General features: G+C 61.8%; 12 protein-coding genes. 8 read left to right on the top strand and 4 right to left on the bottom strand.

The genetic code is table 11. The features are described from left to right. Positions 1 to 104: 104 nt before the first annotated feature. From choX to choV, 3 genes are all read left to right on the top strand, one after another. Positions 105 to 1,034 carry a choline ABC transporter substrate-binding protein gene (gene choX, locus HEP69_RS04125; RefSeq protein WP_290557253.1) on the top strand — a complete coding sequence of 310 codons (930 nt, stop codon included), beginning with the start codon at positions 105 to 107 and terminating at the stop codon, positions 1,032 to 1,034. 68 nt (positions 1,035 to 1,102) lie between these two features. After that, a complete protein-coding gene (choW, locus tag HEP69_RS04120; RefSeq protein WP_290557252.1) occupies positions 1,103 to 1,936 on the top strand; it encodes a choline ABC transporter permease subunit in 834 nt (277 codons plus the stop codon). Further along, the gene (gene choV / locus HEP69_RS04115) at positions 1,936 to 2,970 is read left to right on the top strand and encodes a choline ABC transporter ATP-binding protein (protein ID WP_290557251.1); all 1,035 of its coding nucleotides are present in this window, start codon (positions 1,936 to 1,938) and stop codon (positions 2,968 to 2,970) included. Before choW ends, choV begins: the two co-directional genes overlap by 1 nt. A 3-nt stretch (positions 2,971 to 2,973) precedes the next feature. Here choV and HEP69_RS04110 read toward each other — a convergent pair whose 3' ends face one another. After that, the gene (locus HEP69_RS04110) at positions 2,974 to 3,879 is read right to left on the bottom strand and encodes a DMT family transporter (protein ID WP_290557250.1); all 906 of its coding nucleotides are present in this window, start codon (positions 3,877 to 3,879) and stop codon (positions 2,974 to 2,976) included. Between the two features lie 39 nt (positions 3,880 to 3,918). Then, positions 3,919 to 4,518 (bottom strand): LysE/ArgO family amino acid transporter, encoded by a 600-nt coding sequence (locus HEP69_RS04105; protein ID WP_290557249.1) that lies wholly within the window; start codon positions 4,516 to 4,518, stop codon positions 3,919 to 3,921. Between the two features lie 92 nt (positions 4,519 to 4,610). Between HEP69_RS04105 and HEP69_RS04100 the strand changes: the two genes are divergently transcribed. After that, positions 4,611 to 5,489, top strand: coding sequence for a LysR family transcriptional regulator ArgP (locus HEP69_RS04100; RefSeq protein ID WP_290557248.1), 879 nt, complete (start codon positions 4,611 to 4,613; stop codon positions 5,487 to 5,489). A gap of 49 nt (positions 5,490 to 5,538) precedes the next feature. Beyond that, entirely contained in the window at positions 5,539 to 6,231 is a 693-nt protein-coding gene (locus tag HEP69_RS04095; protein ID WP_290557247.1) for a nitroreductase family protein, read from the top strand. Positions 6,232 to 6,492: 261 nt separating this feature from the next. On the opposite strand, the gene HEP69_RS04090 is transcribed toward HEP69_RS04095, so the two are convergent. Together HEP69_RS04090 and HEP69_RS04085 are read right to left on the bottom strand one after the other, a co-directional pair. After that, positions 6,493 to 7,197 (bottom strand): hypothetical protein, encoded by a 705-nt coding sequence (locus tag HEP69_RS04090; protein ID WP_290557317.1) that lies wholly within the window; start codon positions 7,195 to 7,197, stop codon positions 6,493 to 6,495. Next, positions 7,169 to 7,456, bottom strand: coding sequence for a hypothetical protein (locus HEP69_RS04085; RefSeq protein ID WP_290557246.1), 288 nt, complete (start codon positions 7,454 to 7,456; stop codon positions 7,169 to 7,171). The genes HEP69_RS04090 and HEP69_RS04085 overlap by 29 nt, the downstream gene beginning before the upstream one ends. Positions 7,457 to 7,606: 150 nt before the next feature. On the opposite strand from HEP69_RS04085, the gene HEP69_RS04080 reads away from it, so the two are divergent. The 3 genes from HEP69_RS04080 to HEP69_RS04070 are packed head-to-tail and all read left to right on the top strand — an operon-like array spanning position 7,607 to position 12,653. Then, a complete protein-coding gene (locus HEP69_RS04080) occupies positions 7,607 to 8,437 on the top strand; it encodes an FAD binding domain-containing protein (RefSeq protein ID WP_290557245.1) in 831 nt (276 codons plus the stop codon). Further along, positions 8,434 to 11,169 carry a molybdopterin cofactor-binding domain-containing protein gene (locus HEP69_RS04075; protein ID WP_290557244.1) on the top strand — a complete coding sequence of 912 codons (2,736 nt, stop codon included), beginning with the start codon at positions 8,434 to 8,436 and terminating at the stop codon, positions 11,167 to 11,169. The genes HEP69_RS04080 and HEP69_RS04075 overlap by 4 nt, the downstream gene beginning before the upstream one ends. Continuing rightward, positions 11,166 to 12,653: a 6-hydroxynicotinate reductase gene (locus HEP69_RS04070; RefSeq protein ID WP_290557243.1), complete on the top strand. Its 1,488-nt coding sequence runs from the start codon at positions 11,166 to 11,168 to the stop codon at positions 12,651 to 12,653. Before HEP69_RS04075 ends, HEP69_RS04070 begins: the two co-directional genes overlap by 4 nt. Positions 12,654 to 12,655: the final 2 nt, after the last annotated feature.

Raw genomic sequence — 12,655 nt, 5'->3', positions numbered from 1 at the left:
TGACGATAGGGTGAAAGAAACGCTAGGGTTTCTTTATTGACTCGTCAATCAAGAACAACCACGCTGCCTGCCAACCAAAACAAAATCGACCGGGAGACACGACAATGACCTTGAAATACTCACTATCCGCACTGGCGTTGATGGCCGCAGCCGGCCCCGCATTCGCCGATTGCGAGAGGGTGGTTTTTTCCGATGTGGGCTGGACGGACATCACCGCGACCACAGCTGCCGCGACCGTGGTCCTGCAGGCGTTGGGGTATGATGCCGAAATCAAGGTGCTGTCGGTCCCGGTGAGCTATACGTCGATGGCGGCGGGCGATGTGGATGTGTTCCTGGGCAACTGGATGCCGACGATGGAGGCCGATATCGCCCCCTACCGCGAGGCAGGCAGCGTCGACACCGTGCGCGCCAACCTCGAAGGGGCGAAATACACACTGGCCGTCAACCAGGTCGCCGCGGATCTGGGCATTACCGATTTCGCGGACATCGCCGCGCAGATGGACGCGCTGGACGGCAAGATCTATGGCATCGAGCCGGGCAATGATGGCAACCGTCTGATCATGGATATGATCGCATCCGACGCGTTCGGGCTGAACGGGTTCGAGGTTGTCGAGAGTTCGGAACAAGGCATGCTGGCGCAGGTCGCGCGGGCCGATCGCCGGGGGGATCCGATCGTCTTTCTCGGATGGGAGCCACATCCGATGAACGCGAATTTCGATCTGAGCTACCTGACCGGTGGCGACGACTTTTTTGGCCCCAATCTGGGCGGTGCGACAGTCTATACCAACACCACCGCAGGATATGTGGAGGCCTGTCCGAACGTTGGGCGGTTCCTGCAAAACCTCGAATTCTCTCTTTCGATGGAGAACGAGATCATGGCCGGGATCCTCGATGAGGGCAAAGACCCCGCCGAGGCCGCCTCGGACTGGATCAGGGGCAATCCCGACACACTCCAGGCCTGGTTGGTGGGCGTTACAGATGTCGAAGGCGACGATGATGCGTTTAGCGTCGCCAGGCCGCAGCTGATCGACTGATCCGGTCCGCCCCTTCAACCCGCCGCACGTCCGACGGGCGGCGGGTTCTCCAATAAGCTGAGAGTGTAATGGACTGGCTGACCGAAACGAAAATCCCCGTGGGGCGCACCGCGGCGGCCGTCTTTGACTGGTTGCAGATCAACGGTGCGTGGTTTTTTGATGGGCTTGCACTGGCAATGGAATGGCTGATCGAGGCCATTTTATGGGTGTTGCAATCGCCGCACCCGTTCTTTGTGATCGCGTGTTTCGCCGTTTTGACCTGGCTGCTGCAACGCAACTGGAAAGTGGTCCTGTTTGTTGTCCTGGGCTTTCTCTTCATCCTCAACCAAGGATATTGGGAAGAAACGACCGAGAGCCTCACATTGGTCCTGTCGGCCTGCGTGGTGTGCATGGGGATTGGCGTACCGATTGGCATAGCGGCGGCGCACCGGCCCCGCCTTTACCGGTTCATGCGACCCATTCTGGATCTGATGCAGACGCTGCCCACTTTTGTGTATCTCATTCCAGCGATTGTGTTTTTCGGGATCGGCATGGTGCCCGGCCTGATTGCAACGGTGATCTTTGTGCTGCCCGCCCCGATCCGGCTGACCCATCTGGGCGTCACCTCCACGCCGCAACCGCTCCTGGAGGCGGCGCAAGCCTTTGGCGCCACCCCCCGGCAGACCCTGTGGAAGGTCGAACTCCCCTATGCCCTGCCCCAGATCATGGCCGGGCTCAATCAGACCATCATGCTGTCGCTCAGCATGGTGGTGATCGCGGCACTGGTGGGGGCTGACGGGCTGGGCGTGCCGGTGGTGCGCGCGCTCAACCAGGTGAACACCTCACTGGGCTTTGAGAGCGGGTTCATCATCGTGGTGGTCGCGATCATGCTGGATCGCATGTTGCGGATGGAGCGACGCTGATGGGGGTCGCAGTCGAGTTCGATCAGGTCAACATCGTCTTTGGCGAGAAACCGAAAGTCGCCCTTCCGCTGATGGATGCGGGGCAGGACCGCGCCGAGATCCAGTCAGCCACAGGGCAGGTGCTGGGGGTCCATAACTGTTCGCTGGACGTCGAAGAGGGCGAGATCCTCGTGCTGATGGGCCTGTCGGGTTCCGGCAAGTCCACATTGTTGCGGGCGGTCAATGGGCTCAACCCGGTGGTCCGCGGCACCGTGCGGGTCAATGACGGTGCGCGGATGATTGACGTGGGCGCGGCCGATGCAGGCACGTTGCGCAACCTTCGGCTCAGCCGGGTGGCCATGGTGTTTCAGCAATTCGGTCTGCTGCCCTGGCGCACCGTGCGCGAGAATGTGGGCCTGGGCCTTGAACTGGCAGGCATGCCCAAAGCCGAACGGCACGAGAAGGTCGAAACGCAATTGGCACTGGTGGGTCTTGCGGATTGGGCCGACCGCAAGGTGAGCGAGCTGTCGGGCGGCATGCAGCAACGGGTGGGCCTGGCACGCGCCTTTGCAACCGAGGCGCCGATCCTGCTGATGGATGAGCCGTTCTCGGCGCTCGACCCGCTGATCCGCACGCGGCTGCAGGATGAGCTGCTCGAACTGCAACAAGAGCTGCAACGCACGATCATCTTTGTCAGCCACGATCTGGACGAAGCATTCAAGATCGGCAACCGGATCGCAATCATGGAAGGCGGGCGGATCGTGCAATGCGGAACACCGCAGGAGATCTTCACCTCACCCGCGACCGAATATGTCGCGGATTTCGTGGCGCATATGAACCCTCTGGGGGTGTTATGCGCGCGCGATCTGATGGAGCCGCTGACAGATCGCGCCACCGGCGCGGTGGGGCCGGATGCGACCATTCAGGAGGTGATGGAGGCCTGTGTCGCCACCTCTGGCCCTGTTCGGGTGGTGACGGACGGAACCGCGGTGGGGCAGATCACCTATGACGATGTGCTGACCCGGCTGCTGGATCCGCGCGGGACGCATGGCTGACCCTCAGACCTTGGTCTCGGGCGTGCTGGGCGTGATGTGCTTGCGCCGGACTACCGCCTCGCGCCAGGTGATAAAGGTGACCGAACCCAGGATCACACAGCCGCCCAGAACGACCCAGATATCCACCGCTTCACCAAAGACAATCGCCCCCAGCGACGCGGCCCAGACCAGTTGCAGAAAGGTGACCGGCTGGGTGACCGTCAACGGTGCCGCCCTGAACGCCAGCGTCATCGTATAGTGCCCGGCTGTGGCGAAAAACGCGACACCGAAGAGGATTGCAAGCTCGGCCAGGGTCGGCGTGACCCATGACATGAGCGCGAAGGGCGCCAGAACCAGCGTCACGATGATCGACAGCATCGCGACAACGATGGTCGGCGCCACCTCATCCGCCAGCACCTTGGCCAGCATATAGGAGCCCGCGAAAACCACAGCGGTAAAGAGCATCGCCAAATGCCCCGGGTTTACCTCGCGAAAGCCCGGGCGCAGGATAATCGCGGCCCCGATCAGCGCAAAGATCACGGCAGCGATCCGGCGCATTGCCAGCTTTTCGCCCAGAAACAGCGCCGCCCCCAGCGTCACATAGACAGGCGAGAGATAGTTCATCGCCGTCACCTCGGCCAAGGGAATGCGGGTCATGGCAAAAAACCACATGATCACCCCGAACGCATGGCAAAAACCCCGTCCACCAAAGAGCGCCCATTGCCGTTTTGTGATCCTGGCCGTGCGCAGCGCCGGCAGCATAGGAATGAGAAATACCAGCCCCAGAAGATAACGCAGAAAGGCCGCCTCGGCCGGGGGGATACGGTCGCCCATATATTTGACCAGCGCGGTCACGGCGACAAAGCACATGCCGGTCACAAGCATCCAGAAGATGCCGACAAGCGGTCGCTGAGGTCGGGGTTGATCCATGCCGGTATCAACACCCAATCGGGTGGGGGGTGCAACCCTTCACATGACAACAAGTTTCAGGGCAATCGCCCACATCGTGCATCCGATGATCACGTCGAGAACCTGCCAGGACCGCGGCCGCACGAACAACGGTGCCAGCAGACGCGCACCGTATCCCATCGCAAAGAAAAACAGGAAACTGGCGGTCGTGGCACCGACACCAAACGCCGCCCTGTCGGGATATTGCGACGAGACCGACCCGATCAGGATCAGCGTATCGAGATAGACATGCGGGTTCAGCCAAGTCAGCGCCAGAACGGTCAGCACCGTGCGGCGCAGCCCGGCACGATCCACATGCGCCGCCTCCAGCACCTCGCCGCCGCGCCAGGCAGAGATGAAATTGCGCAGCCCATACCACGCAAGAAAGGCAGCGCCTCCGTAGCGCATCAAAGGCTCGAACCAGGGCAGAGCCGTCGCCAGCCTGCCAAAGCCGGTAACGCCCGCCGCGATCAGAACCGCATCCGATAGGGCACAAACCAGACAGACCCAGAACACATGCGCGCGCCGCAATCCCTGGCGCAGCACAAAGGCATTCTGCGCGCCTATGGCGAGGATCAGGCTGAGGCTCAGAAAGAACCCGGGAAGGAACGAGGCGATCATGAACATTTCCGCACAAGGGGTGTTCTGTGTTGACTATGCCGCGCGCGCGAATTAGTCGAATTAAGTCTTCTTAGGTTGAATTAGCCAGGCTAATGCATCTCGATCCCGCCCATCTTGCCGCTCTGTCGGCCGTGCTGCGCACTGGCGCATTCGATCTGGCGGCCGCAGAGCTGCACGTGACACCCTCTGCGATCTCACAGCGCATCAAGGCGCTGGAGGAACGGATGGGCATCACCCTGATCCAACGGGGCAGTCCCTGCACCGCCACCCCTGCCGGACAAAGGCTCGCCAAACATGCCGAGGATCTGGGCGTGCTGGAGGCACAGCTGATGCGCGACCTGTCGCTCGATACCGGGGGGCAGGCGCGGCTGCGGTTAGCAATCAACGCAGACAGCCTGGCAACCTGGTTCGTGCCTGCCCTTGCCGCCGTCCCCGATCTTGTGTTCGAGTTGGTGATTGACGATCAGGATCACTCTGCCGACTGGCTGAAACGCGGTGAGGTCAGCGCCGCGATCACCGCCACAGGCAAGCCCGTGCGGGGGTGTGATCGGCATGCCCTGGGCGCATTGCGCTACGTGGCGACGGCAAGCCCGTCCTTCCGGGACCGCTGGTTCGAGGATGGCCCAACCGCCGCTGCGTTGGCGCGCGCGCCATGTCTGACGTTCAATGCCAAGGACCGTCTTCAGGCACGGTGGGTGGAACTGGCGACTGGCACAAGGCCCAATCCGCCCCGCCACATGCTGCCCTCCTCGACCGCGTTCGTTGAGGCAGCCGAGGCCGGGCTGGGCTGGGGCATGAACCCCGAGCCCCTGGTCCGCGCAGCGCTGGCCCAGGGGCGTCTGGTCGCGCTCAGGCCGGATCTGGCGCTGGATGTGCCCCTGGACTGGCAGATCAGCCGCGCGATGGCAGCGGCAATCGCGCCGGTCACCGTGGCAGTGCGTCAGGCAGCCCGCGCGCAACTCTTGCACTGACACGCGGGCCACGTCATGAAGAGCGCGGAAATGCGCGGAGGAGCCTGAGATGTTTGCCAAGGAAACGCTGGAATACACGGCCCTGCCGCTGCCGGATCGGGCCGATCTGTCGGATGCCCAGATGCAGGCCGAGGTTGATGCGTTCCACGCCCGGATGCGCACCCGGCACAGCGTGCGTGACTATACCGCTCGGCCGGTGCCCCGCGCGGTGATCGAAACCTGCATCCGCACGGCCGGCTCCGCGCCGTCGGGCGCCAATCACCAGCCGTGGCATTTCGTGGCGATCTCGGATCCCGACATGAAGGCCCGCATCCGCACCGAGGCCGAGGAGGAGGAGCGCCGCTTTTACGAGGGCGGCGGCGGCGATGAATGGATCAAGGCACTGGAGCCGATTGGCACCAGTGCGGACAAACCCCACCTGACCACCGCGCCCTGGCTGATCGTGGTCTTTGCCCAGCGCTGGGGGCAGTTCGAGGACGGCACGCGGTACAAGAATTACTATGTTCCCGAGAGCGTGAACATCGCGACGGGTTTTCTTCTGGCCGCACTCCATCACGCGGGGCTGTGCACCTTGACCCACACGCCCAACCCGATGAAGTTTCTGGCCCCCGCCCTGGGGCGTCCGGCTTCGGAAAAACCCACGATGATCATCGCCGTGGGCCACCCTGCCCCAGACGCCACTGTCCCCGCGGTGGCCAAGAAGAAAAAGCCGCTCGATCAAATCTCGACCTTTGTGGAATGACGCCGCCCAAGCGCTATCCCGATCCTCACGCGAAAGGTGCGCAACACAAGATGACCTCAAAGCGGTGGGCAAATGGGCGGCAGGCTGTTCGCGACTGCCAGGACGTGATCCCGTTTGGCCGATCACGGGTGGACAGCCCCCTTGCGGAGCCTGCCCCTCGGGCGACAGGCTCGCTTGGAACGATGGACGGGCACACCGCTTGCAAATCCGCAACGACCGCCAGCGCAGATCTCGGGTCCGCACCGGCGCTCTCTGCGACGCCTAAATCATACGGATAACGGCCTTTTCCACATCTAGGGTGTATCCCTGGCGAGAGATGTTCTTGACCAGAACCTCGCTGATCAACTGATTGCCCATCGTGTCGCGCAATCGCTTGATCCGGGTGGCCCCGGCAGCTTCGTCGCAATCGGACGCGCTGCGTCCGGAAATCACCGCCTCGATCTCGGAACCCGACAGCAGGTCGTCATCCATGCGCGCCTCGGCCAGCACCGACAGCGTTTCAAGGGCCGCCGGGGTCAGCTTGAGTTCCAGATCGTTGACCGACACCGTGTTCTGACCGCGATTGATCACCAAGGACGAGACTTGAATGCCCTGCTTGATGATGACCGACATGCGCCGGTTCAGCATCACCGCCGTTACCAGAAAAACCAGCGTGGCCATCAAGAGCGCTGTGGCAAACACCATCAGCACCAGAATGACCAATCGGTAGCTGCGCAACGTGTCGGAAAACGCCGTGCCGGAATTGGCCAGGATCTCCAGCAGCTTCACTTCGGCGTTTGAAGTCAGGTCGTTGTTTTCAATGAACAATTGTTCGACGCGGGAATTGAACGCGTTTGCATCCGGCAGGCTTGCAAACAAAAAGAATGCAGCACCCGCCAAGATCGCGACGATCGCAACCATACCGAACACCACAATACGGTTGACTGATCGGTGCGTCTCAATAGCGGAGGTAGAACTGTCCTGCATCTGCTTTCTTGCCATCCAACGCGTCCCTCCCAAAGACCGAGAGCACATTCAGAAGCTCCCAATCGTTGTTGCTGAGCTGCCTTTCGATATACCTTTGTACTGCGCTGCCTTGTGAACAGATGTCACCGGGCAGTTCGATGACACCGTAATGCAGGCGCAACGGATCGTCTCGCTTGGCCTTGTAGTCTGCGTAGCATTCCGCCGAGGCCGACGAAGCGAAAAAAACCATGAGCAGCGTGGATAGAACGAGTTTTGTCATTGTGCAAACCTAGCCAGGCTTGGGGTGATATCCAATATCAAAGCAGATCCTCTGCTGTGGCCCTGTCTTGTCGGGCCCTTCTCCACAATCCTGTTGACAGAAGAAATGGCGCTCCCCTATCATTAGTATGCGAACGATATGAGGTTGGCTTTGGCTTTTGAACGTCCGGACAATATCGAACTTGCATTGGAAGCCTTGAGGGAGCCTGCGTTTCAGGTTTTGGCGGGCGGGACGGATGTATTTCCCGCGCTTGGACAAGGCCAACTGCCTTGTGCGTTTCTCGATGTGACAGGGATTGCCGGTCTTGGTGACATTACACGCCGGAATGGAGCGACGCGTATCGGTGCTGCCGCCACCTGGACCGATATCGTCAAGGCCAAGCTGCCCGCGGCGTTCGATGGCCTGAAGGTGGCCGCGCGTGAGGTTGGAAGCCTGCAGATTCAGAACGCGGGTACCCTCGCGGGTAACCTCTGCAACGCCTCGCCTGCGGCGGATGGGGTGCCTCCGTTGCTGGCGCTCGGGGCGCGGGTCGAGGTCGCGAGTGCCGCGCGTGGGACACGCGTCCTGGCTGTGTCGGACTTCATCCAAGGCGTGCGCAGAACGGCCTTGGCTGCCGATGAGTTGGTCACGGCAATCGTGGTCCCTGATCAACCGGGCGGCAGCCGGTCCGCGTTTGAGAAACTGGGGAGCCGCCGATACCTGGTCATCTCGATATGCATGACGGCGGCCAATATCTTGATGGATGCGCAAGGGCGCATCGCGCAGGCCCGTGTCGCGGTAGGCGCGTGTTCAGCGGTGGCGCAGCGTCTGCCTGCGCTTGAGGCTGATTTGATTGGCAGGCGGTTGGACGATGTCACAGTCCACGTCGATCATCTGTCGCCATTGTCTCCGATAGACGATGTTCGGGGCAGCGGGGCCTATCGCCTGGATGCGGTGCAAGAGCAATGCAAGCGCGCCATTCAAAGGGCAGGAACGGTATGAACCAGCATTTCCCATCAACGGCTATCTCGTTTGAATTGAACGGTGCAGAGGTCTCGGCGCCCGCCATCCCGGGGCAACGGCTTTCCGCGCTGCTACGCGAGGGGCTGAATGCGCGCGACGTCAAGATCGGCTGTGACGCGGGCGATTGCGGGGCCTGCACGGTTCTCGTCGATGGCGCGCCGGTTTGCGCCTGTCTTATGGCCGCCCACCAGGCCGAAGGACGCCAGGTCGAGACGCTGGCCGGTCTGTGCGACAGCGACCCGCATGCCAAGTCACTCACCCAAAGCTTTCAGGATCATGGCGCCGCACAATGCGGGATTTGCACGCCGGGGATGATGGTGTCGGCGGTGGCTTTGCTGCGCGAAACACCGACACCGACCACGGCCCAGGTGCAGGACGCGCTGGGCGGTGTGCTGTGCCGCTGCACCGGCTATCGGAAAATCCTGGACGCGGTCACACAGGCCCCCGCGATCGCCAAGCAAGGCGACGGGGCGCTTGGCACATCCATTCCGCGGCTCGATGGCCTTCCCAAGGTCTTGGGCCAAGAGCTGTTCGGCGACGATGTCGCCCCGCCCGCCTGCCTGGAAATCCTGATCATCCGTTCGCCCTTTGCAAGGGCCGCGTTCTGCCTTGGCGATCTGGAGGCCCTGGTGGAGACGGCGGGCCTTGAGGCCGTCCTGACCGCCGCTGACGTCCCGGGCAAGAACCTGTTCGGCGTCATCCCGCAATTCGTGGATCAGCCCGTCTTTGCCGAGCGCGAGACGCGGTTCCGGGGCGAGGCCGTTGCGGCACTGATTGCCCGGCCCGAAATCATCGCAGCATTTGACCCTGCGGATTTCCCCGTCACGTGGACCGAACTGCCAGCGGCGCATGATATGCCCTTTGCGCAAAGCGCTGCGGCTGCTCAGCTGCATGACGGGCGGTCCGGCAACGTGATGTGCGGGGGCTTTGTGACATGTGGTGCGCCTGACAAGCGGCTGGCGGAGGCCGATGTGACGGTCGAAGGGCATTTCCGAAGCGGCTTTGTGGAACATGCCTATATCGAGCCCGAGGCAGGTTTTGCGCAGATGGTGGACGGCCGCGTCGAAGTGTATGCCTGCACCCAGGCGCCGGTGATGGATCTGGAAAGCCTTGAGACCATTCTGGGCATCGACGCGTCGCGGATCCGGATTGTTCCGACCGCTGTCGGTGGCGGGTTTGGATCGAAGCTGGATATATCGGTGCAACCCTATCTGGCCCTCGGAGCCATGAAGACAGGCAAACCTGTCCGGCTCTGCTATACCCGCACAGAGTCGATGCAGAGCTCGACCAAGCGGCATCCCTCGGACATCAGGTTGAAAATCGGGGCCGACACGCACGGCAAGATCTGTGGCTTCGATTTCAAGGGCGATTTTGACACCGGAGCCTATGCAAGTTGGGGCCCGACAGTGGCCAATCGCGTTCCGGTGCATGCGTCGGGTCCCTATGCGATCGCTGACTACCGTGCGGAATCGCGGGGGATCCACACGAACAACCCGCCTGCCGGGGCCTTCCGCGGATTCGGTGTGCCGCAATCGGCAATTGCTCAGGAATGCCTGTTTGATGACTTGGCCGAGAAACTGGGTATGGATGCGCTGGAGTTCCGGATCGTGAATGCTCTGGAAAACGGTGTGCCCACCGTCTGTGGTCAGGTGTTCAATCAGGGCGTCGGTATCAAAGCCTGTCTGGAAGCGTTGCGCCCGGCCTGGCATTCGGAGCGTGCGGCGGCCGATGGCTTCAACGCAAAGACTGCGACGCTCAGGCGCGGCGTCGGTCTTGCGGCGGGCTGGTACGGGTGCGGAAATACGTCCCTGCCGAACCCCTCCACGATCAAATCCGGCATCCGTGCAGATGGGCGCGTGGTGTTGCACCAGGGGGCCATGGACATTGGCCAGGGTGCCAATACCGTGATCGCTCAGATTTTCGCGACGGCTTTGGGTGTCTCCGTCCAGAGCATCGCCCTTGTCGGCGCCGATACGGATGTCACGCCGGATGCGGGCAAGACATCCGCCTCCCGCCAGACCTTCGTTTCAGGCAATGCTGCACGCCTGTCCGGTGCGGCACTACGGGCCCGCATTCTGGAGAAAATCAATGTCGCCGAAGATGCGTCGCTGGTGATCGAAGACGGCAAGATCATCGCCACGGATGGCGCGGGGCAACACGTTCTGGACGTGTCGGGATTGCCTGCGGATGCGGACGGCTTTGTGTTCCGGGCCGAAGAAACCTATGATCCGCCAACGAAACCCTTGGACGAAAATGGCCAGGGCAGCCCCTATGCGCAGTTTGGGTACGCCGCCCATCTTGTTGTGATCGAGGTCGATACCGCCTTTGGATCCGTCAAACCCATCAGATTCGTCGCGGCCCACGATGTTGGGCAGGCCATCAATCCCATGTTGGTCGAAGGTCAGGTGCATGGCGGCATCGCACAAGGCCTTGGGATGGCGTTGATGGAAGAATACATTCCCGGCCGCACCGAAAACCTGCATGACTATCTGATCCCGACAATCGGGGACGTTCCCCCGATCGAGACCATTCTTATCGAAGAGCCGGATGAACACGGGCCCTACGGGGCCAAGGGGCTGGGCGAGCACGTGCTGATCCCCACCGCGCCCGCCATTCTGAATGCGATCAAACATGCAACCGGCGCGCGGATGTGCGAAGTGCCTGCGACGCCCTGCCGGGTCCGCGCGGCCATCCTGAAAGGCGCATCATGACAAAGGTCGAAAAACCCGAAAAGATCCGCTGCGATGCCTGCCCCGTAATGTGCTATATCGCCGATGGAAAATCCGGAGCCTGCGACCGCTATGCCAACCACGGCGGCGACCTGGTGCGGCTGGATCCGCTGACGATCATCCAGGGCACCGATCAAAAGCTGGTCCCGTTTATGGGCAGCGGCCCGGAGCAGAACGATTGGGATGGCGACATCATCAAGGGAGATCGGCCTTTCGTCACGGCGATCGGCGCGGGCACAACCTATCCCGACTACAAGCCCGCGCCCTTTATCGTCAGCCAAGAGGTCGACGGTGTCGATATGGTAACCGTCGTGACCGAGGGCATCTTCAGCTATTGCGGTGTGAAGGTGAAGATCGACACGGACCGTCACATTGGTCACGAACGGGATGTGGTCCGTGTGGATGACGAACCGATCGGCCATGTGACGACGTCCGAATATGGCTCGAAGATGCTGTCGCTTGGCGGTGTCGAACATCTGACGGGCGGCTCCAAGAAAGAGGGCCGCGTGACCTGCGACGCGCTGCTGCGCCTGTGCAACCGCGAGGCCGTCACGATGACCGTCGGAGAGGGCGATCACCAGACCGAAATCGTGGTGCAGGCCGGCAAGCCTCCGATTGTGAACGGTGTGACCGAAAACCTGATGCGCGTCGGCTGTGGATCGGCCACCATCGGTATGTTTCCGATGCAGTGGATCGGACATGCGGATGACGTTGTGGTTGTGGACGATCACATCACCGGCGTTCTGTCAGAACATGAAACCGGCAAGCAATTGGATGTGCCTGCCACCGGCATAAAGATCCTTGGCCGTCGTTCGACCCCTGGCAGGTATTTCCAGGTGGCCAACCCGGGCACGGGTTGGGGTGGGACGGATATCGACGATCCGCTGAAGATCCTCGGCCCGTTCAATCCCAGGATCGCGTGGCAAGGGCTGCGGCTGCTGATGGTCTCGACCACAGGCGAGCAGGTTGCGTATTACGAGCTCGATGCGGATCTTGTGCCGCAGAGGAAGGACATTCCCGCCCCGTTGGCCGCCTCGGCCGACCTGATCGCCGAGAACTGCGAACCTTCTGTGTGTTCTGTGTTGTTCATGGGCGGTGCCGGTGGCAGCCTGCGCGCAGGTGTGACGGAAAATCCGGTGCGGTTGACGCGGTCGGTCAAACAGTCGTTGACGCATGTGTCCTGCGGAGGAGCGGATGCCTATGTCTGGCCCGGAGGCGGGATCACGGTGATGGTCGATGTGCTCGATATGCCGACGCAGTCCTTTGGCTATGTCCCGACCCCGGCACTTGTCGCCCCGATCGAGTTTACGCTGCGCGTCTGCGACTATCAGACCCTTGGGGGACATATGGAGCATCTCAAGAAGGTTGCGGACGTGAACCGGGATGACGCGCGCCATGTGTCGCAAAACCCAAACGCCCGAGATCCGATGGCGCATGACAACTACCGATGGTCCAAGAGGTCCTGACC

Origin of the sequence: Aestuariivita sp. (assembly GCF_021404545.1) — a bacterium.
Classification (GTDB): domain Bacteria; phylum Pseudomonadota; class Alphaproteobacteria; order Rhodobacterales; family Rhodobacteraceae; genus Aestuariivita.
Note: the sequence above shows the minus strand (reverse complement) of the source record. Positions and strands in the feature narration are given on the sequence as shown.